The following is a 20,560-nucleotide window of genomic DNA, read 5'->3' on the forward strand; positions in this document are numbered from 1 at the left end:
TTGACAAACGAAAAAATATATTGTATAATTTAAAGTAGGGATATACTACTCTTATTTAACATTCAGAGTATATCTATATAAATTTACCACAGGTTCACATTTTTATCAATGTGTTGGACCTGATTTTTATACTTGTCGATTTTTAAGTTGCGATAACATATACTAATTAAATATAAAACACACACCTGATAGAAAAGAGGGTGTTTTTTTTTGACCAATTTTATTACAAAATATATAAACCATAGATAATATCTGTTTTGAGGTAGGATACTTAAATAAGCGTTAGTAATAATGATCGCAGAATTCTCAAAAGTAAAAGGGGATAAGAGTAAGTATGATCAGTTTTTTGTTAGAATTTATTGCTGGATTATTTGGCAGTATTGGATATAGTGATACTTTAAATACGAAAAAAATTGACCAAAATATTGAACGGTTAAAAAAATATGATTGGTTTAAAAATATATACGAGAATGAAAGATATCACCGTTTGTTTTTTGTAAATATACACGTCAGACGATATTTACAAAGTACAATACGTGTTAGAAAAATAATTCGTAGTAAAGAAGCACAAAAGAAGTTGTTGTTCTTTCTAAATAAACAAATAAAAGCGTAATTTTCTAATTTCAATTAATGGTTCTTTCTTTGAAAAAGACGCTACAAAAAAACAACCTACATATTAAATTACCAGAAAAGAAAGCATTATGTTCAATCTTTGTTCATAAGGCTTTCTTTTTATTTACAGTAAAACGTGATTTTTTGAGTTACTTTTAACCAAACTTAATTCCAAACCAACATTCAGACTATTGAATGAACTTTGCTAGATTGTATTGCTAGTTGACTTTAGAATCTTTATATTTAACGTATCGATCAAGTAATGATAAGAAGTAATCGTAGCTCTTAATGATTTCAATCGTTTATAAGAGAGGGGCAGGGATATGGAGCCAATTAAGAAAAAGATACAATTCAACATTTTAAGTAGTGATTCAACGAATGGCGATGGTGGTTTTGGCGTAGGAACACTTGATTTAAATAATATTACACCCGTCATTATTGATGTAGAGCATGAAGATGTTTTTATAGATATGGAAGCATTACATGGGCGAAGTCGGATTGAGAAAAAAGTGCGTTTTGCACCAAATCGTGAGCATGCGGGGCAAGATTATTTTGCATATTGGATTGTCTGGATTGCTATGCAAACTTCAAGTAGTGGCGCATATTATGCAGGTTGTACAGCTAGTGAAGTATTAGTTTCGAAAGAAGAAAGACGTATCAAATTAGGTTACAAATCCCTTCCAGAGCAAGTCAATATGCTGGATAAGGCGATGAAGGGCAATGTGATTATGGATCATCTAGATTCGAAGTCAAAACAATTACTCTATCACTTTTTGAAAAGCTTCAATGAAGGTTACTGGGAGCAAAGTCCGCAAATATTGAAGGATCAGCTCATATAGACGAGGGGGAACACAAAATGGCTTTTGTTATAACAGAGGCGTGTCAGGATGAAAAAGCAGCATCTTGTTTAGATGTATGTCCGGTAGATTGTATAAAACCTGTAGGGAATCAGTATGCGATAGATCCTAGACTATGTATTGATTGCGGTGCATGTGAAACAGTATGTCCGGTTGAAGCTATCTATCATGAAGATGATTTACTAGAAGCAGATCAACCAGCGAGAATAATGGCTATTAATCACTTTAGAGCATAGTATTTTTAGTTAATCAAATTGGAGTTAAATCAGTCGAATGAGCATTGTTACTACTATTAAAGTAAGTTTATCATTACCGAAAAAGAAGGCAGTTTATCAAATAAATCGTATCAAAACAAAAGAGTATTTATTGTATATTTTGCTTATGCACATTGTAATTGCGCTACCTAATGGCATACAGATAGCAAGTGAGTTTATAGCAAAAGGCGACATTGAAAAAACCTTTCTATTAGTCTTTACTTTATACCCTCTATTAGTCATCTTGACAGGTATTACAAGTATTTCAGTACTTGCAACGACAGGATTACTAATAAGAACCATTGCAAAGAGGAAGCTCGTATATCAGCTGCTTTGGAAAATGGCCATGTATGCATGTACATACCCCGTTTTACTTTATACGGCGATTAATCTCTTTTACAAAACAAACTCTATGATTCATTTAACATTGGTCTTGTTGTTTTTATATATTTTCACAAAAATGATTTTAGCTTATCCGAAGAAGAAGCGATGATTATTTAATTTAAGAATAAATGAAATGAGTCAGGAGTCGATCTACTCTTGGCTTATTTTTTATCATTCACATCAACTTTTTAAAGGGAAAGGAATTACAAAATAGAATATGTAGTAGGGGGTGAACATATTGAACAAGACTCTTCCTAAGAAAATACATATTATAGGTTCAGTAGGTAGTGGTAAAACTACTTTGGCAAAAGAGCTTTCTGTTAAATTGGCAATTCCATATCATGAGCTAGACAATGTAGTATGGATAAGAAGTAAAACAGGTGAAATTAGAAGAACGGTTGACGAGAGGCAAGGTATATTAAATGGAATTATAAAGTCTGATTCCTGGATTATAGAAGGCGTACATAACGAAGAATGGGTTGCTAATAGTTTCAAACAGGCTGAAGTAATCATTTTCTTAGATACAAATTATAAGGTGAGAACATATCGTATTATTAAAAGGTTCATTTTGCAAAAGTTGAAAGTAGAGCAATCTCATTACAAACCAGCATTTGGAATATTCTTGAAGATGTTTAAGTGGAACAGATATTTTGAAGAAGTAGGAAAACCAAATTTCTTTACGCAATTTGATGATTGTCGGGATAAGGTTTTGATTGTATCGAAAAGGAAAGGTATAGAGAGTTATTTTGAACATGATTGAAGGGCACTCTAATCATAATAAAAAACACCCTGTCTCACAGATGATGCTTTTAGCATAGGAGATAGGGTGTTTTTGTGATTATTATTGTGTTGGCATAAATGCGACTTGCCAAATGCCATCTTTATTTCGAATCATTTGGAAGCCCCTTACATCATTTGGATTTTCATAAGAAGGGAATGATATGAATCCGCTAATACCATCTTCTTGTAAATGCCATTTTCCTTTTTCAATATTATTAAATGCATACGCTTCTAGTAATTGACGTTCACTTCTTGATAATTTTGGCTGCATTGCCTTTATATTTTTTATATGTTCTTCTAGTGTCCATTGTATGTGTTCTTCTAAATCAGTGTAAAATGCATATTCAAGTTTTGGGAGATTATCAATGCTTGCCCATATATACATTTTGGCAATGCTAATAGGTTGTAAGCCTTTTAAGTGTTTTTTGTTCAAATCTGCTTTGAAAGCTTTGTAAATCTCACTTTCTTTCTTATTTAAAGAGAATTGTATTTTAGCATTTTCATAGCCTAAAACAATACCATTAATATCATTTATCTTTAAGATTGTTTTTTCTGCGTACTCTCTGTTGTCAGGCAATACAAATATCTCATTTTCGTGTAATGTAAACGATTTTAGAGAGTAGTGCAGTTTTTCTATTGCATTTGGAAGTTCCTCTGGAGAATTTTTAAAAGAGAAAAGATTCTTTAATTCTTCTTCCGTTTTTGCACCTTGTACTTGAGAAGAGCCATAAAAAGGCTGTAATTTTTGACCGTTAATAAATACTTTTCCATCTTTCATTTCAACTGTTTCCCCAGGAAGTCCGATGATTCTAGATAAAGAGTCCATTTGATTATTATCTAAATAATAAATGACTTGCCCTCGTTTGATTTGGCCCCCCTTACTCGAAACAGGTTCCATCACAAGGGGGGCTACGGAGTAATCATAACTACCACGATCCATAGTGGAACCACGAAGATACATGCTTTTCAACGACTTTTCTGTATTTTCTATGATGGGGATAACAGGATTATCTATTTGTTGATCAGATAAGAATGAGACGAGAGTTGTTTCACCTTTTTGTGGCGGTGTATCTTTCGTTAAAACAAATAAAACAATTATGATTGCAAGAATAGAAATAGTGGCTAGAGAAACAGAAAGCAGCCATTTTGAGCGAGGCTTTTTTTCTTTATGCTCATCGGATTTATTGTGTGATTGGTTAGTACTCTGAACTTCCTCGTTGTGCTTTTCCCTATAATCATCCACGTAATTAACCTCTCTTTCTGGTATTCAATAGCGTTGTTTCATTTAATGTATTCACATCGGTATTAGTTCCAAAAATATACTCTTATTCAAATAATTATATCATTAAATACTTTGCTGTTTCAAAGTGCTAGATATTTTAGTCATTTCCTGTAATAGCACAGCATATCACTATTCTATTTCATTTGTTTAGTAGGTTATAAGTAGAGAATATAACTTATAAAATGTTATTTTGATAGATATTAGATGACAGAATTATCTAACAAATGTAAAATGGAAATAATTCCATAAAATAGAAGGGGTGTTTAGGGATGAATGTACCACTAGTTTTATCACAGTTCCTGGATCGTGCAGTAACACTATACGGTGATAAGGAAGCTGTGCAATGCGAAGGGAGAGTATTTACATACCGTCAGTTGGAAGGGCGTGTAAATCAACTTTCAAGAGGATTACAATCAATTGGTGTTGCGAAGGGAGATCGAGTAGCATATCTCGCTTCTAACACTGTAGAAATGCTTGAAGGCTTTTATGGCATATACCAATTAGGTGCGATAATGGTACCTTTAAATATCCGATTAAAACCAGAAGACTATTTATTTATCTTAAATCATAGTGAATCCAAGGTACTGTTAGTAGATCAAGATTTATATGAATTAATCTTGCCAATCAAAGACCAGTTACAAACAATCGAGCATATTATTGTGCATTATAAAGAAGAAGCTACGGAGGAAATTGGTTATGATGAGTGGCTAGCGACATTTTCTTTAGAACCATTTAAACGTGCTGAATTGGATGAAAATGATGTATGCAGTTTACTTTATACAAGTGGTACAACAGGGGCTCCAAAGGGAGTTATGCTGACACATCGCAACAATTATTTACATGCATTAAGTTCGATGCATCATTTGCGTGTAACAGATGAGGATATCTACTTGCACGTATTACCGATGTTCCATGTAAATGGCTGGGGTGCGCCGTTTTATTATACAGCGAATGGCGCAACACATATTTGCTTGAAGAAGGCGACACCAGAGGCGATTTTCCGTGAAATCAAAGCGCAAAAAGTAACAGTTGTCCATATGGCACCAACTGTACTTAATTCGCTTTTACAATATTATGATGAGCATAAGCCTGTCGTTGATCAAAAGGTACGAATTGTCCTTGCGGGGTCTGCGCCACCACATGCCTTTATCAAGAAGGTAGAACAAGAACTTAACTGGGAATTTATTCAAGTTTACGGGATGACCGAGTCTACACCACTAAGTCTCATTTCTAGAATTCTCCCACAATTAAGTGATTTATCATATGATGAAAAATCACGTATAAAAGTAAAAGCAGGATATCAGATGATTGGCGCCGAAGTTAAAGTAGTGGACGAGTTCGGGGAAGAAGTGCCTCATGATGGTACAGCAATAGGAGAAATAGTTGTTCGCAGTCATGGCGTAATGAAAGGCTATTGGAAAAATGAGAAAGCAACATTAGAAACAATTCAAAATGGATGGCTCTACACGGGTGATGTGGGAACTATTGATGAAAGGGGCTATATTGAAATTACAGACCGCAAAAAGGACATTATTATCAGTGGCGGGGAAAATATCTCTTCTATTGAAGTAGAAGGCGTTCTTTATGATCATCCTGCTATTCTAGAAGCAGCAGTTATCGCTATTCCTCACGAGAAATGGGGAGAAACACCACATGCATATGTTGTTTTGCGAGAAAATGCAGAAGTAACAGAACAGGAAATCATCGACTTCTCCCGTTCAAAATTAGCTCATTTTAAAGCGATTAAAAGTGTAACATTCACAGACGAATTACCAAAAACAGCATCTGGTAAAATCCAAAAAGTTCATTTGCGAAATGAGCATATTGAGAGTATGAAAGTTTAAGCTCTCCAACAGCTACCTAGATTAGGCTGTGCTTTCAATGAAAAGGACTCATAATGGGCGCTATTTAAAGCAAATATATTCTATATAAAATTGCATATGATGAAAAAAGTAAAGAGGTGGTCTAGTTGATCTTTATATTAGCCAGCAGCGTGCTAGCTTTTATACTCATACTTTCTGAATACTTGAAAAGCTCGAAAATCTTCAACGTATTTTATCTTATTTCATTAGTAAGCGTCATCTACACATTTGTTAGTTTCATTGATATAAGAGGAATAGAAGCTTTAAGTTATAGCATCATCTCTTTAATATTCGGCATAATTGGCGTAGCTGGTATGGTAATAACTTTATGTAAGCAAAAACAATTGAATATGTAAAAATAAGCCTCCACAGAGTTTTTCTGTGGAGGTTTTTCAATTGTGATGGGGACTATGGGTGATGTTTAGGACGTGAATATTCTGCTAAATAACAAAGGAGCGAGTTAGCGCAACAAACGATGGAGTTAGTGCAACAAACAGCCGAGATAGTGCAACAAACAATGGAGTTAGCGCAACAAATAGCAGACATAGCGCAACAAACAACTTCTTCATGCAATCCAATTTCACAAAACATAAAAAACTTTCGAATTAGTTTACTGATTGTATGATAAAATGGGAATCTCAACCATATAGAAAGTTCAAACTACATAGCTACCCTAAAAATACTAATCTACAAATAGAACTATAAATTTATAGAGTAAAATAGCAGATTACATAAAAAGGAGAAATGCAAAAATGCATCAGAATGAATATATTCATTATCACCGTAATTATGGGTGGGATTTAAATGATTATAAAGCATTGCTTAAATTCGCAAACAAGAGTCGGGAGCAACTGACACTTTTTAGTTATGGCTGTAACTTGGATAATAATTCGATTCATCGGCTAATAGAAGAATATTTTTTATCAGAGGATGTTAAAAGAAACGAGGATTTTATAGAAGTTGAATTTGATTGCTACGATTCAAATTTAAGTAATCAAATAAAAAGAAAGTATACTTTTCGTAAATTTTATATAGACGAAAAACGATTTAGTCAATTTGAAAATGAGTTATCACAACTTTCCGGTAAACATATTCGATGTGATAACAATGTACGAGGTCATTTCGAGGTGAAGCTTAACGACAAGCTGTATTCTACACTCGTATATAAAGCATTGGATTGTTCAGCTGTATATCGAGAAGCGATAAGAGGTCAGTTCTTATTTTTAATCGATACTGAATCTACTGACAATGAAGAAATAAGAAATAAAATGCATCTATTGCCTAAGAATCTACAGTCACTTAATCTGCCGATAAATTTTACAGAAATTCAAAAAGAGGTATATATAAAAGATTGGATTCGTCAAATTTTAGAAAAGATGAAACTGAAATAAAAGGTGAGGACTATATTATCAGTAGCTACATGAAATTTCTCTAAAAACAACTTTCTATACTTAAAGGGAAATATATTATATTGTTATAATGAAGTATAGTCATATATTAAATAGAGAGGTTAATATATTTTAAAAAACTAAAAATATTAAATAGGAGATTATGATGAAGAAATATAAATGGTTTTACATTATCGGTGGTATTTTAATTGTGATTGCAGCAGCAGGCTATTTTTTACCTCGCCTTTTTCTTAACATTGCGTATTCCCCTCATTTAGAGGAGAAAGAGGTGCCACTCGTAGAGAACCTACCCAAAGCAACTGACTCATTAGAGATGAAAAATGGCAAATATTTATTAGCCTTTTCGGAATTAAAAAGTCTCAGTGATGCCGATACAGGAGCTTTTTACGTCATCGATGAAGCAGGTCGTTTTTTATCGCAAAGCGTCAAGCAAGATTTATCGGAGCCAATCGGTATGACGACAGCCCAAGATAAAGCGTATGTCGTTAATAACCGCTCTCTACAGCGTTCATCAATCGACTTGAAAACAGGTAAGATTGAGTCAATTAATATGAATAAACAACCGAGTAGCTCATCGTATTCTTTGTATACAAATAGTGATTACGTCATATATGACATTGCAGGAAACTTAAATGGAAAACAACAGCTTGTATATTGGCGACAAAATAAACCGAATGACAAGAAATCATTCGTTATTCCACACGGTTTTACTCATTCCATGCATGTTGAAAAGGATGAGGCATACATTACGACGGCTGATCCGGATGCGATTACGTATATCCATCACATCGACTTAAAAAACAATAAGGTCATTTCCTCAAAAAAATTAGATTTAGAGGATGAGGAGTATTCACGAACTGGGTTGCCAAGTAATCCGGCACTGGCATTTTACAAAGGATACCTGTATTATACCGTCAATAAAACGAAGGCTGTATCAGATAATGATAACACAGTTATAAATGCAGGGAAGCTCGTAAAAATTGATCCTAAAACTTTAGAAATCGTCAAAAAAATAGCGATAGGTGATGAAAGTTTTAATCTTGATTCACTAGCGGTTGTCGATGATCAAATTGTTGTTTTAAGTGACTATTCAGAAGCGTATGTGATGAATGATCAAGAACAGATGAAAAAACTTACTTTCAAAATACCACAGGATCAACGTTCAGCTCTAAAACAAAGAAGTACATTTACAGAACAAATAACCGTTAAAGGAAATAAAGCGTACATTTTCACTATGTATGACCTTCGCAATAATGATAGTGAAGATGCTATTGAACGTGGTGAAATAAATGCTTTTAATTTAGAAAACGGTGAACATCTAGCAAGAACAGTCATCAAAATGCCTTTATCCACCTACTTAACAATGACCTTCGCTGTTATTCAATAAATACAGTTATAACCATTTTGCTAATAGGGTAATAATTACTACATAAGTTTTTTTCTACTATATAAACAATAGCCAGCTAATCGCGTTTTAACACTGCGATTAGCTGGCTATTTTATTTTAAAAGGAAAGTCTATTACGTTGCTTAATCGATAAAAAACACCGTCTAAAGGACGTGAATATTCTGCTAAATAACAAAGGACCGAGATAGCGCAACAAGCGATGGAGTTAGTGCAACAAACAACTAAGATAGCGCAACAATCAATGGAGGTAGCGCAACAATCGTCCGAGATAGCGCAACAATCGCTTAAATAAAGTAGGAATCGAAGCATTGAATTGTTCCCATTTATGTAAATGGTATTTAGATTTATATGAAATTGATTTCTGTACAAGGAATATACTTCATTTGTTTATTTATGAGGGATGTAACCATAGGCACATAATACCTGAGACATAATGAAGATGAAAGGGAGTTGCTGCAGGAGATGAAGGCGAAGTGTCTTTATTTACATGTATGCTTGTTAGTGGGAATCGATAATACTTATTGAAAACAAGCATTTCAATGAAGAACAAAAAGATCATAGAACCAGTTTTTAGTACCGTGAAAAATAGTTAAGCTGATAAGTAAACACTCTGAAAGTCGATAATAAATTTTAGGGTTAGTGCAGTAGGTAATAACATGTATGTTCAATTGATAGCATCATTAAAAAAATTGTCTAACAATTAATAAAATTCGAGTCCTATTCAGCAATACAAGAATGATTGAAATATAAATTATTTCGTATTTCTTTGCATTAGTCCTAGTAGGGTGGTTGAAATTTTTTCATACTTAATAAAATCTTCTTCATTAAATTGTTCTAGTCCATTTAATAACTCTCGATAGTTTACTCTATCCAATTCTTTGTGAAAATCATAGACAACTTTACCTTTGTTCGTTAATTGGATAATGACTTCACGATTATCAAGTGGGTTTTTAGTTTTTGTTAACATGTTTTTTTTTATTAAACGGTCCACCATTTGTGAAAGTGCACCTTTTGTTTTGTTAGTTAATCTAGATAATTCCGAGATATTCGTTTGAGTTTTATCGCCAATCAGATTGATTGTATGTGCTTCAACCATATAAAGATCATCATCGGTTCCGTATTTTCTTGGAATACTTTCATAAGAACTAATATGTCTTGATAATTCATATATAGTCTCCATCATTTCATGGAAAGATTTTTCTTTATTCATTGTAATCCCCCTCGTACTATCTTAAGTATGACTAAATATATGACAAAATCATTGAATAATTATTTTAAAAAAACAATAAATCTTATGTCTTTAGTATAGCATATTAGTATTCGAAATAATTATTTAAATTTTCAGATTATTCATTGACCGCTATTAGTTAAGGTGCTATACTAATTTTCTAACACCATGTTAACTCTTTAAATTGAACGAGATCTGAAGGGGGAGATGCGATTTCAAAGTTATTAATCTAGCTGATGGTAGATGTTTAACATTTAAGTTATTACGTAACTAATCTAATTCTTCGCTAAAAAAATTTAGATCTGAAAAGGAGAGGTTTAAGAACATGGCCAGTCAAGAATCTAAATTGAAGAAAGTTTTAGGATTATCAGATGTTATGAGCATTGGATTGGGGCAAATAATAGGAGCTGGGGTAATGGCTCTAACTGGTATTGCAATAGGTATGACCGGAAGTGGTGTAACTTTAGCATTTATTATTTCATCATTTTTTACATTATTCATGGTTATACCTATTGCAGTTATGGGTTCGGCTATCCCTACTACAGGTGGACAGTACAGATACACAAGTCGACTTTTGTCTCCTAAAGTAGGTTTCTTTTGGTTAACGTTATTTACGCTTGGTCAGTTAACATTAGCTATGTTTGCCATATCATTTGCAGAATATGTTCAAGGATTAGTTCCATCGGCACCACTCAAACTTGTGGCTTTTGCGCTTATTACAATATTTTACATCGCGAATTTAGTAGGGGTGCAATTTGCTGCACGTGTAGAAAAAGTTATGGTTGTAGTTCTACTTCTTGCTCTAATTGTTTTTGTTGCTTGGGGAATGCCAGAAATTAATTATTCTGTTTTCAATTCAGTAGATATGTTTCCTAGTGGTTTTGTTGGCTTCTTTATGGCTGTAGGATTACTTTCTTTTGCTACAGGCGGAGCACAAGTTGTTGCCGAGCTAGGTGGAGAAATGAAAAATCCAGGAAGAGATATACCTTTGACTATAATTGTAGCAACATTGGGAGTAGGTCTGCTCTATGCTTTTATGGCAACCATTGCTGCAGGAGTATTACCAATTGCAGATGTTGCTAACAAACCTTTGGCTGATGTTGCAAGAACAATTCTACCGCCGCCGCTGTTCATTTTCTTCATGGTGGGTGGGGCGATGTTTGCTTTAGCTACTACGTTGAATGCAACTCTATCTTGGATTACAAAAGGAATTATGATTGCATGTGAAGATGGATGGTTACCTAAATCATTAGGGAAAGTGAATGAAAAGTTTGGAACGCCACATTGGTTGTTAACCTTGTTTTACATTATTGGCGTTATTCCGATCATTACTGGTTTATCTCTTGGGTTAATTTCTGCATTAGGTACAGGAGTTTTACTATTAGCTAATATGATTCCAGTATTTGCTGCAACAAAATTACCTAAAAAATATCCTGAACAATATAAGCAGGCTAAATTCAAACTACCTCCTAAAGTGTTAAATACAATTGTATATATTGGGGTAGCCTTATTATTTTTTCAAGCGTACCTACTTATAACTTCTTTATCAATTAAGATCATCATAGGTGCAATTGCCTTCATGGTTATTTCCGCATTTTACGTAAATATTATCGGCAACAATCCTAAGTATGGAATTAACAGAAATTTAGACTTTGGAAATGAATCAGATAATAGTTCTGAAGAAGCTGAAAATGTAGTCGGAGAGTTAGCAATTACTTCTGAGAAGAGTATTGAAATAGTAGAAGAGAGTTCAAAAGTTTGAATAGGATCTTAATCTAAAGAAAAATGTAAGCACTTTCATTTCAACTGGTTTAGAATACCAAAACGGGGAGATGCATTAAATATGAAATATAATTTTGACAAAGTAGTTGATCGTTATAACAGTTCATGTGCGAAATGGGATGCAACGGAGGAATTATTCGGTGAGAAAGATTTACTGCCGCTTTGGGTTGCGGATATGGATTTTAGAGTGCCAGATGAAGTAGTGAAAGTAATACAGTCTCAAGCTGAGCACGGTGTTTTCGGGTATACGATTAAGAAAGATAGTTATTATACAGCAGTAATTGATTGGATGAGAAATCGACATAATTGGACAGTTAAAAAAGAATGGATTTGTCATACTCCAGGTGTCGTGTCTGCATTAAGTCTAGCTGTTCAAGCTTTTAGTGAACCAAATGACAAAATCATTGTACAGCCACCAATCTACTATCCATTTATGAAAGTAATTGAAAATCATCATCGACAGGTTGTATATAACCCTCTCATTTTTAAAGATGAGAGATACGAGATGGATTTTGAAGATTTGATTTCAAAAATTGATTCCTCGGTTAAAATGATTTTAATTTGTAATCCGCATAATCCTGGTGGTCGAGTTTGGACAAAATCAGAACTAGAGCAGCTAGGCAAAATTTGTACGGAACATAACATCCTTGTTGTGTCAGATGAAATCCATGCTGACCTTTTATTCAAGCCTGCTAAACATACGCCATTCGCTGCGATTTCAAAGGAGTTTGCAAATAATAGTATCATTTGTACGGCTCCTAGTAAGACATTCAATTTAGCAGGTCTGCAAACATCAAATATCATTATTCCTAACGATACTTTAAGGGAGAAATTTATAACTGAAACAGGGAAGTACGCGATTGGTAATTCGAATTCATTTGGGGCACTTGCCACAGAGGCTGCTTATAAATATGGTGGGCAATGGTTGGATGAAGTTCTGGACTATGTAGAAGAAAATTTGCATTTTATCACATCGTATTTTGATACCAATCTGCCTGTATTGAAAGTTCTACCATTGGAAGCAACTTACTTGGCATGGATTGATTGTCGGAAATTAGGACTTAGCCCAGAAGAGTTGGAAAGGCTATTTTTAACTAAAGCGAAAGTTGCATTGAATCAAGGTTACGTCTTTGGTCCAGGTGGTGAAGGATTTGTAAGGATAAACCTTGCTTGCTCCCGCTCAATAGTTGAAAGAGCTGTTAAGCAAATAGAAGAAGCGGTTAATGCAATAGTAGCAAATAAATCAATTTAAAAATGAATGACATATTCAATTAAAAATTGGAGGAAAGAAAATGACAGATTCACTGACATTGTATAAGAAATCGAATAAGAATCGACTAGTTGAGATGGGTGGATTGGCTCCAGATGCATTTCAAACATTTGCCGCTTTTAATAGTAATGCTTTAAAAGAAGGGGTACTATCTGCAAAGCTGAAGGAACTTATTGCGGTTGCTGTGGCGCATGTAACTGGATGTGCGTATTGTATAGATTCACATGTAAAGAAAGCAAAAACGCTAGGGATGACAAAAGAGGAAATGGCTGAAGTAATCATGGTTGCAACCGCCTTGAAAGCTGGTTCAGCACTTGCGCATGGAGTAAATGCCTTGAATGCGTTCGATCAAATAGAAGAGGAAGAATTATATAAAAAATCCTATATTAATCGTATGTCAGAGTTTCTCGAATTGAATCAAGAAACGTTTGGAGCATTCTTCACTTTTGATAAATTGGCGATGAAACGTGGATTACTCAGTGTAAAGGAGAAGGAGTTAATCGCCGTCGCAGTAGCTCATACTACAGGATGCCCGTATTGTATTGATGGTCATGTAAAAGGAGCTAAGGGTGCTAAAGCATCCAAAGAAGAAATGGCAGAAGCAATTATGGTTGCCACAGCTTTGAAAGCAGGATCTGCACTAGCACATAGTGTTAATGCTTTGAGTGCATATGATTCTAAAGACTAGAGAGCAGTTCAGAAAAGTGGATAGTAAACTAAAAGACGTTGATGTTAAATTAAAATCCAAATGAGAAGAATCGGTCGAGTATCTTCTAAAAAATAGGGAAAGTTAGAACACCTTCGTAAATGTCACAGTTGTTAAGTGCATTTATTGGAGGTGTTTTACATGCATGAATGTGGTTCCATATTTATAAAAAAATAAATCCCCACCAACCTGTCCCCCTATCACCTAAAACCCTCTATATAACTAATAAAGGGAGAGGGGAACAAACTATGACATCTACATTACTAAACACTGAAGAAACATATTCAAACCTTCAATCATTTAAGTCAATCAGCAAATTAAATGAAGCGGTAAAGAAGTATCGTCAGAATTTCAGTAATCAGCTTACTAAATCAGAACTAGCCACTTTGGATTTACTTGCGCGTTTTGCGTGTAAATATATTGGTGTTTGTTATTTAGCGAAATCGAAAATTGCTGATATGTTGGAGGTGAATATTCGGACCGTGCGTCGTGCTTGTAATACATTAGAATCACTAGGCATTATTAAGCAATACGCATTAAAGCGACATAATGGAGATCGTAGGCAATCGTCAAATGCTATTGTCATTCAAGCGCCAAAAGCAGATGTCCTACCGCAATGTCCGCCCATAGAAACCCCTATAAAAACTAGCAAAACTAAAAATACATATGATACAGAAAAACGTGAAATAGCTAATCGAGCAAATGAAAGAATGGCATTAAAAGACGGACTAATAACAAAATTACCTTCTGCTATACAAGCCATTGCACCGTTTTTCCAAATGGAGGAACTTTACCGCATAACGGGTACTATTTACAAAGCAAAAGCAGCAGTCGACAGAAATATTTCACTTGAAGCACATGAAGATTTATACCGAAATGCTTTACTATCAATTATTCATGCATTTAAACGTGGAAGAATAGAGCATTTACATGGAGCGATTTATACAGCGGTGAAGCGTCTGACTAGAAGTATTCAAACTCAAGATTTAGCAAATGCGGTGTGGTATGACGAGGTGGTTAGCCACATGTAATTTCAACAAATACAAAAAAACAGACTCCTAATATTGATAGGAATCTGTTTTGAGGAGACGTTAAGTTTTAGGTTTTACATTTTTGTAGACGTTTACAATAAAGAGGACAACAGATAAAGCGACTGCTGAGCCACCACCAGATACACAAAATTCCATAAAACCGCGTGGAACATCGACATAAATAAAGATCATGCCCAATAATAAGAACGGTAAACCGATATTAAATAACCAAAACTGAGCCTTAGCTAAAGTCGTCTCGCCTGCATCCTTATAAACAGAATAAATAAGTCCAATAATGGCAGCGGAAACCCATCCGACAAGGTTAATATGAGCGTGTGTTGCAGCCCACTTCAACTGAATAGTGTAATGCATAAACAGACCATATCCAATTCCTAACGCGAAGTATAAGACAGCAATCTTAATCCACTTAGCACCCAATTGATCCATCTCCTTTTTAGTATTAATACATGTATATTCGCTAAATTCGATATCATTACTGATAATTCAATAATTGGAAATTTTTATAAGATTGTAGCTCGAAAGTGAAGAAGTAAAGGTGCAAGTATAGCAATTTATCTAAGGTGGAAGACGATTTTGCTTAGTCATATTAATGCATCTTCAAAAGATTTTTATCATGTGTCATATTGAAGAAATGCACTCCAAATGGTATTGTTTTTATATTCTGAAAATTATTAATGAGGATTTCACTGTTTAAAATATTTTAGTAGAGGGTGTATGACAATGTCAGTAGTAGCAATTAATATGATGAATGCTTTTACAATCGAAAAATTACGAGATAACGCCATTTCAAATGAACAAATTCTTGAGGGTTTAGAAAAACAACAAACGGAAAACTGGATAAAAAATGATCCATCGCTTAACTTAGATGATTTAGTAGCTTTATATCAAGATGATAAAAATACTCTTGAGAGTGCATTAACACAAGGGTATTCAGTGAAGTTTTTAACATTCAATGGACTGAAATGCTTATTGAAATTCCGTTTTCATAAAATAGAAGGGGAGGACTATCAACTTTGTGATTCAGGAATAATGGATTTAAATCTTTCAAAAGAAGAGCAACATATTCTAGAGCAAATGCTTTCTATAAATTGGTATATCCAAGCGCAAACAAATGATTCATCAATCAATGTCTTGTTAAAATAAGGGTTATAGATTAATATTTATAGTGAATTTTGCAAAGCTGCAAGGTACATAAGGAGCTGAACTTGAAATTGAATCTCAAAAAAATCTTTATAGCTAGCTCAGTGCTTGGCTTACTGTTTACACTTGGTATCGCTGGGGTGTCACAAACAGCATCTGCTCAAGCCTCAACAGCTAAAAAGTCACTAAATAAAACTTTAAAAGCAACAACAGCTGTGAATATGAGAAAAGGGATCGGCACAAAATACAAAAAAATCATGACAGTTGAAAAAGGGATATTTGTGACAGCAAGTAAGTACTCGAAAGGTTGGTACAAAGTAAATGCTAACGGTAAAACAGGATGGGTCTCTGGTAAATACTTAACATCAGCACCGGCAAACTATAAGGAAGCCGGTCTTGTTGAATTATCCGAGAAAGATGGCTTTATCATTGACTTAAAATATGCAACGAAGAAAAACTTCATGGGATATGCACTATACCCAAAAGACAGTAAAGCATTGGTGGCAAAATCGACAGCAGCAAAACTAAAAGAAGCCAATCAACTAGCGCATAAAAAAGGGTATAAGATTAAGATTTGGGACGTTTATAGACCGTTATCTGTGCAATGGGAAATGTACAACAAAATTCAAAACCATAATTATGTTGCAAATCCTGCGTTAGATTCCAACCATAGTAAAGGAGTCAGTGTGGACGTGACATTAGTAGATTCAAAAGGTAAAGAACTAAAAATGCCAACCAAATTCGACTCTTTTTCTACTAAAGCAGGGCGTTACTATAAAGGGAACTCTAGAACAGCGCAAAAAAACATGGACTATTTAACAAAGATTATGACTCAATCGGGCTTTAAAACAATCAATTCAGAATGGTGGCATTACAACGATTTAAGTAATACGCATCCAACTTTAGATGTACCTACGAAATGATTCCATTAATATAAAAAGTTCCAGTAGAATTGAAAGACACTATAAAGATAAAAGAGCATTAAAAAGCACTACGCAATTTCGATTGCATAGTGCTTGTTTTTTTAAACTAACTATTTAAGCACAAACTCAACTTCTTTGTTTTCATATACAACTTCTCCATTAATAATTGTACTTAAAATTTGAATATCTTTAATATGAATTGGTTCGACTGATGTTGGGTCTTGATCTAAAACAACAAAATCTGCATATTTATCGACTTCAATAGTTCCTGATTTATCTTCTTCAAAATTGAGTTTAGCTCCAAAGCTTGTCATTGATTTTAATGCGGTTTCTACATCAATTCTTTGATCTGGACCAAGTACGATACCATCACCTGTAAGTCGATTTACAGCGGCCCAAACAGAAAATAGTGGTGATATAGGTGTGATAGGGCAATCGGAATGTAAAGTATATAAAATCCCTAAATCATCTGCTTCTTTTAGGGGATTAATGCGATTTGCTCTCTCAGGCCCTAAGAAAATATTTTTATGTCGGTCTCCCCAATAATAAACATGATTAATGAAGAAAGAAGCAGCTAAGTCATATTCACTCATTGTAATTAAATCTTCTTTAGTTGCTGTTTGAACATGTTCAATGCGGTGACGATGATTTGGACGAGGTGAGGTGTCAATTGCATTTTTGTACGCTTCAATTATGGAGCCTATTGCACGATCACCATTACCGTGTATTGCAATTCTATATCCTCGGTTATGAAGATTTAATACGATATCATTTAAATTTTTTTGATTAAAGATTAAATCTCCGACTAAGTCCTTATCACAATAATATGGTTTACGTAGTGCACTTGTTAGACCTTGAATCGAACCGTCTTGGAATAGCTTCGCACTATCAAGTTTTGCCATTCCATGAGAATCATTTAATATCTTATCGTTGAGCTCAGTCGCATTGAAATTTCCGAAAATACCACCATCTAAAAGTACCCCCGCCATAATCATAAAACGCATTCGCATTGGATTTGCTTTTTCTTTTATTGCTTCAATATGAGCATCATAATCAGGAAATTCTCTTGAGAAGGTGATAGTAGCATCAGTATTCGTTGTAATCCCTTGAGCTACATAATCTTCAGCTGCTTTCCGTAACAATTCACTTAAATCATTTATATTTGGTACAGGTGTATGTTTAGATACTAAATTTATTGCAGCGGGTTCGTATAGTACACCGTTTAAGTTATTTTGATCGTCTCGTCCAAAATGACCACCTTCAGGATCTTTAGTAGTAGCATTTAACTTTGCAATTTTGAGCGCAGCAGAATTAGCTACAGCTAAATGATTAGATATATGTTTGATTAAAATAGGCCGTTCCTTACTTACTTTATCTAAATCGTCCCTTATAGGATGGCGATTTTCCTCTAACATTGTATCGTCATAGCCAAAACCCAAAATCCAGCCCTCATTAGGATTTTCATCATGATATTCCTTTAAATTAGACAATATATCTGTAATGTTTTTGTTTTTATTAGGTGAACAATCCACTTGTACTTTATTTATAGCGTAGGCTAATATGTGATTATGTGTATCAATAAATCCCGGAATTAATGTTTTTCCTTTTAAATCATACTCTTTATAATTAAAATTACAGGAGTTTGGAACAAAGAAGAATTTGAAGATGCTCAAAGACAGAAAATCTGCGCGCTTTCCTTTTTCATCTAAAGTTAAGATTGTTGCGTTCTTTATGAGCAAATCAACCAATACCAAATGATCATCCTCCTAAATGTATTTCAATAAGCTTTTGTAAAAGTAAAAGTATATGGACTAGTTTAATAACAGTAGGGATAATAATTCATAAAAACTGCATCTTCTCGCTGATATGTTTGATTTTGAAAATATCCCCTTATATTTGGAGGAGTTAATTAGAGTAGTATTAATCCAATGAATTTTTCGTTTTTAGTAATATCCTTTACAATTTCGAAGTAAATATACCCGCATTTACGAAAGATGAAATAGCTAAGACTAATAAGTTCTAGCGTTATTTAAGTAGGGAAGTTTTATAAAATCGAGAAAAATAGGTAAAAATTATATGATATTATTAGGGAGGTATAAATATTAGGAGGAAGCTTTGTTGAAGAATTTATTATACATAGAGTTCGATTGTGAAGGGTGGACAATAAAGGAAATGATAGACGGAACATATGAAATTTATTCTCCAGAACAAGAAAAAGAATGGGGTACAATTAAATACTAAAGCAGATGATATTCAACTAACAGGGTACTTTACTTGAAGATATCATTGAGTTGCATATGCAGCTCTTTTTACTTTATTGAACTAACGGGGCAGAATAGTTTAATAAGAAAATATAATTTTGAATGATTATCAACAGTTCAATAAACTGAGAGGAGACTTAAGTTTGATTGATTATTTTGAACGTAAAATTAGATTAAGGGACTTTGAAGTGTGGGATGTTCAAATTGGGGGACAACATTATGTTTTAGCCATTTTAGATGAATTTCGACTTGCCTCATTAGATGATTTTGAAATTCCAGATTTAATTTATGAAGAATATGACCAGCGTGCAAACTATGTCTCTGCTACATATTTCTCTGATAAACCTGTTAAAGATGAACATAGAGAAATACTCGGGGAATTTGCTCGGATGCTTACAGAACACTTAGCATTGTCAAATTGTGAAGTAATTATTAAGATTTATCAAGAGAACCCTGAAAAAGCGATAGAACGAATGATGATTAAGAAATACGGCTTCATAGAATCAGATATACCTTTAGATAAGTTATTACATTTTAATCAAGAGTAGAGACTCTCTTTCATTATGGTATATGAAAGAGAACTTGGGAAAATGACTTTGTGATAAAAAACTTAATCATTGTACTGTATAATTAGAAAGTTAGAATGTGATGAATATGGCATACAAACTCCTATTATTTTAATATATTAATTTGAATATTCCGATGAGTCGATGTCATTATCTTCCGCTTTTATTTGTCCAATAAATGAAATTAAAGAACCAACAGCTTGTATCCAACTACCACTAACTTCTAATGATTCGGGATTTTCTTTTATTCTATTGCCTTTATGCATAACATAATTATTTTCAAGTTCGTTAATTCCTCCTAGTGCCTGCAATGAATTCCCTATAGTTTGTAATAAATTACCTATAATGCTATATAGTTGAGCCGAATCAGTAGGATCCTCTAATGCATCTGCAATTGAAACAAGTCCCCCTAAAGCTTGTAATAGATTTCCGTTAATTATCAACTTCTGTTCGGTTTCTTTTTCAAATTTACTAATTAACCCAGATATAACCGTAACATTTCCAACTGATTGTATTTCACTTCCAAGCTTTCCAAGAGAAAATTCTCCTGATCCATCAGCTCCTAGAGCATTACCAGTTGCTTGGAGGACATTCCCCCATAAATTTAAATCGCTCTGCAAATCACTTTTTATTAATTGTGTTGGTGTACTTCCAATAGCAGAGCTAATTGTTCCAATTGCTGCTATCAATGAACCGTGGATTTTTTTATTTTGATTATTCATAATATCTACCCTACCTACCTTTATTAATACACTCTTACTTTACAATATTCACTTGGGACAATA

At 33.9% G+C, this 20,560-nt stretch carries 22 protein-coding genes; 17 read left to right on the forward strand and 5 right to left on the reverse strand.

What is annotated here, in order from left to right; all coding sequences use genetic code 11:
• Positions 1 to 334 precede the first annotated feature (334 nt).
• The 5 genes from AC3IS5_RS08625 to AC3IS5_RS08645 all read left to right on the forward strand — a co-directional run bounded on the left by AC3IS5_RS08625 (position 335) and on the right by AC3IS5_RS08645 (position 2,867).
• Positions 335 to 613 carry a hypothetical protein gene (locus tag AC3IS5_RS08625; protein WP_489427421.1) on the forward strand — a complete coding sequence of 93 codons (279 nt, stop codon included), beginning with the start codon at positions 335 to 337 and terminating at the stop codon, positions 611 to 613.
• 322 nt (positions 614 to 935) lie between these two features.
• Complete coding sequence (locus AC3IS5_RS08630; RefSeq protein WP_489427422.1) at positions 936 to 1,451, forward strand: YwhD family protein; 516 nt, start codon at positions 936 to 938, stop codon at positions 1,449 to 1,451.
• Between the two features lie 17 nt (positions 1,452 to 1,468).
• Positions 1,469 to 1,705 carry a ferredoxin family protein gene (locus AC3IS5_RS08635; RefSeq protein WP_489427423.1) on the forward strand — a complete coding sequence of 79 codons (237 nt, stop codon included), beginning with the start codon at positions 1,469 to 1,471 and terminating at the stop codon, positions 1,703 to 1,705.
• A gap of 37 nt (positions 1,706 to 1,742) precedes the next feature.
• Complete coding sequence (locus AC3IS5_RS08640; RefSeq protein ID WP_489427424.1) at positions 1,743 to 2,216, forward strand: DUF1189 family protein; 474 nt, start codon at positions 1,743 to 1,745, stop codon at positions 2,214 to 2,216.
• 129 nt (positions 2,217 to 2,345) lie between these two features.
• Entirely contained in the window at positions 2,346 to 2,867 is a 522-nt protein-coding gene (locus AC3IS5_RS08645) for a P-loop NTPase family protein (RefSeq protein WP_489427425.1), read from the forward strand.
• A gap of 81 nt (positions 2,868 to 2,948) precedes the next feature.
• On the opposite strand, the gene AC3IS5_RS08650 is transcribed toward AC3IS5_RS08645, so the two are convergent.
• Positions 2,949 to 4,130, reverse strand: coding sequence for a S26 family signal peptidase (locus tag AC3IS5_RS08650; protein ID WP_489427426.1), 1,182 nt, complete (start codon positions 4,128 to 4,130; stop codon positions 2,949 to 2,951).
• Between the two features lie 308 nt (positions 4,131 to 4,438).
• Between AC3IS5_RS08650 and AC3IS5_RS08655 the strand changes: the two genes are divergently transcribed.
• The 4 genes from AC3IS5_RS08655 to AC3IS5_RS08670 all read left to right on the forward strand — a co-directional run bounded on the left by AC3IS5_RS08655 (position 4,439) and on the right by AC3IS5_RS08670 (position 8,827).
• Positions 4,439 to 6,013 (forward strand): long-chain-fatty-acid--CoA ligase, encoded by a 1,575-nt coding sequence (locus AC3IS5_RS08655; protein ID WP_489427427.1) that lies wholly within the window; start codon positions 4,439 to 4,441, stop codon positions 6,011 to 6,013.
• A 125-nt stretch (positions 6,014 to 6,138) separates the two neighbouring features.
• Positions 6,139 to 6,387, forward strand: coding sequence for a hypothetical protein (locus tag AC3IS5_RS08660; RefSeq protein WP_489427428.1), 249 nt, complete (start codon positions 6,139 to 6,141; stop codon positions 6,385 to 6,387).
• A gap of 396 nt (positions 6,388 to 6,783) precedes the next feature.
• Entirely contained in the window at positions 6,784 to 7,422 is a 639-nt protein-coding gene (locus AC3IS5_RS08665; protein ID WP_489427429.1) for a hypothetical protein, read from the forward strand.
• A gap of 163 nt (positions 7,423 to 7,585) precedes the next feature.
• A complete protein-coding gene (locus AC3IS5_RS08670; RefSeq protein WP_489427430.1) occupies positions 7,586 to 8,827 on the forward strand; it encodes a hypothetical protein in 1,242 nt (413 codons plus the stop codon).
• A gap of 771 nt (positions 8,828 to 9,598) precedes the next feature.
• On the opposite strand, the gene AC3IS5_RS08675 is transcribed toward AC3IS5_RS08670, so the two are convergent.
• Complete coding sequence (locus tag AC3IS5_RS08675; RefSeq protein ID WP_489427431.1) at positions 9,599 to 10,057, reverse strand: MarR family winged helix-turn-helix transcriptional regulator; 459 nt, start codon at positions 10,055 to 10,057, stop codon at positions 9,599 to 9,601.
• Between the two features lie 343 nt (positions 10,058 to 10,400).
• Here AC3IS5_RS08675 and AC3IS5_RS08680 point away from each other — a divergent pair, with 343 nt between their 5' ends.
• The 4 genes from AC3IS5_RS08680 to AC3IS5_RS08695 all read left to right on the forward strand — a co-directional run bounded on the left by AC3IS5_RS08680 (position 10,401) and on the right by AC3IS5_RS08695 (position 14,864).
• A complete protein-coding gene (locus AC3IS5_RS08680) occupies positions 10,401 to 11,837 on the forward strand; it encodes an APC family permease (RefSeq protein ID WP_489427432.1) in 1,437 nt (478 codons plus the stop codon).
• 81 nt (positions 11,838 to 11,918) lie between these two features.
• The gene (locus tag AC3IS5_RS08685; protein ID WP_489427433.1) at positions 11,919 to 13,109 is read left to right on the forward strand and encodes a MalY/PatB family protein; all 1,191 of its coding nucleotides are present in this window, start codon (positions 11,919 to 11,921) and stop codon (positions 13,107 to 13,109) included.
• Between the two features lie 40 nt (positions 13,110 to 13,149).
• Positions 13,150 to 13,815 (forward strand): carboxymuconolactone decarboxylase family protein, encoded by a 666-nt coding sequence (locus tag AC3IS5_RS08690; protein ID WP_489427434.1) that lies wholly within the window; start codon positions 13,150 to 13,152, stop codon positions 13,813 to 13,815.
• Between the two features lie 266 nt (positions 13,816 to 14,081).
• Positions 14,082 to 14,864, forward strand: coding sequence for a hypothetical protein (locus AC3IS5_RS08695; protein WP_489427435.1), 783 nt, complete (start codon positions 14,082 to 14,084; stop codon positions 14,862 to 14,864).
• A gap of 60 nt (positions 14,865 to 14,924) precedes the next feature.
• On the opposite strand, the gene AC3IS5_RS08700 is transcribed toward AC3IS5_RS08695, so the two are convergent.
• Positions 14,925 to 15,302, reverse strand: a complete 378-nt coding sequence (locus AC3IS5_RS08700) for a hypothetical protein (RefSeq protein WP_489427436.1) — start codon at positions 15,300 to 15,302, stop codon at positions 14,925 to 14,927.
• A 303-nt stretch (positions 15,303 to 15,605) separates the two neighbouring features.
• Between AC3IS5_RS08700 and AC3IS5_RS08705 the strand changes: the two genes are divergently transcribed.
• The gene (locus AC3IS5_RS08705; protein ID WP_489427437.1) at positions 15,606 to 16,028 is read left to right on the forward strand and encodes a hypothetical protein; all 423 of its coding nucleotides are present in this window, start codon (positions 15,606 to 15,608) and stop codon (positions 16,026 to 16,028) included.
• A gap of 62 nt (positions 16,029 to 16,090) precedes the next feature.
• Positions 16,091 to 16,948 carry a M15 family metallopeptidase gene (locus AC3IS5_RS08710; protein WP_489427438.1) on the forward strand — a complete coding sequence of 286 codons (858 nt, stop codon included), beginning with the start codon at positions 16,091 to 16,093 and terminating at the stop codon, positions 16,946 to 16,948.
• Positions 16,949 to 17,058: 110 nt separating this feature from the next.
• Here the strand turns inward: AC3IS5_RS08710 and AC3IS5_RS08715 are convergent, their stop codons facing one another.
• Positions 17,059 to 18,702, reverse strand: coding sequence for an amidohydrolase (locus AC3IS5_RS08715; RefSeq protein WP_489427439.1), 1,644 nt, complete (start codon positions 18,700 to 18,702; stop codon positions 17,059 to 17,061).
• A 364-nt stretch (positions 18,703 to 19,066) separates the two neighbouring features.
• Here AC3IS5_RS08715 and AC3IS5_RS08720 point away from each other — a divergent pair, with 364 nt between their 5' ends.
• Together AC3IS5_RS08720 and AC3IS5_RS08725 are read left to right on the forward strand one after the other, a co-directional pair.
• Positions 19,067 to 19,189, forward strand: coding sequence for a hypothetical protein (locus AC3IS5_RS08720; RefSeq protein ID WP_489427440.1), 123 nt, complete (start codon positions 19,067 to 19,069; stop codon positions 19,187 to 19,189).
• Positions 19,190 to 19,352: 163 nt separating this feature from the next.
• Positions 19,353 to 19,757, forward strand: a complete 405-nt coding sequence (locus AC3IS5_RS08725; protein ID WP_489427441.1) for a hypothetical protein — start codon at positions 19,353 to 19,355, stop codon at positions 19,755 to 19,757.
• Positions 19,758 to 19,894: 137 nt separating this feature from the next.
• On the opposite strand, the gene AC3IS5_RS08730 is transcribed toward AC3IS5_RS08725, so the two are convergent.
• The gene (locus tag AC3IS5_RS08730) at positions 19,895 to 20,497 is read right to left on the reverse strand and encodes a DUF6944 family repetitive protein (RefSeq protein ID WP_489427442.1); all 603 of its coding nucleotides are present in this window, start codon (positions 20,495 to 20,497) and stop codon (positions 19,895 to 19,897) included.
• Positions 20,498 to 20,560 lie beyond the last annotated feature (63 nt).

This window comes from Viridibacillus sp. KH_047, assembly GCF_057838945.1.

Coding starts and splice junctions, on each gene's coding strand:
- AC3IS5_RS08625 (WP_489427421.1), top strand. CDS start 335: ATGATCAGTTTTTTGTTAGAATTTATTGCTGGATTATTTGGCAGTATT.
- AC3IS5_RS08630 (WP_489427422.1), top strand. CDS start 936: ATGGAGCCAATTAAGAAAAAGATACAATTCAACATTTTAAGTAGTGAT.
- AC3IS5_RS08635 (WP_489427423.1), top strand. CDS start 1,469: ATGGCTTTTGTTATAACAGAGGCGTGTCAGGATGAAAAAGCAGCATCT.
- AC3IS5_RS08640 (WP_489427424.1), top strand. CDS start 1,743: ATGAGCATTGTTACTACTATTAAAGTAAGTTTATCATTACCGAAAAAG.
- AC3IS5_RS08655 (WP_489427427.1), top strand. CDS start 4,439: ATGAATGTACCACTAGTTTTATCACAGTTCCTGGATCGTGCAGTAACA.
- AC3IS5_RS08665 (WP_489427429.1), top strand. CDS start 6,784: ATGCATCAGAATGAATATATTCATTATCACCGTAATTATGGGTGGGAT.
- AC3IS5_RS08670 (WP_489427430.1), top strand. CDS start 7,586: ATGAAGAAATATAAATGGTTTTACATTATCGGTGGTATTTTAATTGTG.
- AC3IS5_RS08675 (WP_489427431.1), bottom strand. CDS start 10,057: ATGAATAAAGAAAAATCTTTCCATGAAATGATGGAGACTATATATGAA.
- AC3IS5_RS08680 (WP_489427432.1), top strand. CDS start 10,401: ATGGCCAGTCAAGAATCTAAATTGAAGAAAGTTTTAGGATTATCAGAT.
- AC3IS5_RS08685 (WP_489427433.1), top strand. CDS start 11,919: ATGAAATATAATTTTGACAAAGTAGTTGATCGTTATAACAGTTCATGT.
- AC3IS5_RS08690 (WP_489427434.1), top strand. CDS start 13,150: ATGACAGATTCACTGACATTGTATAAGAAATCGAATAAGAATCGACTA.
- AC3IS5_RS08695 (WP_489427435.1), top strand. CDS start 14,082: ATGACATCTACATTACTAAACACTGAAGAAACATATTCAAACCTTCAA.
- AC3IS5_RS08705 (WP_489427437.1), top strand. CDS start 15,606: ATGTCAGTAGTAGCAATTAATATGATGAATGCTTTTACAATCGAAAAA.
- AC3IS5_RS08730 (WP_489427442.1), bottom strand. CDS start 20,497: ATGAATAATCAAAATAAAAAAATCCACGGTTCATTGATAGCAGCAATT.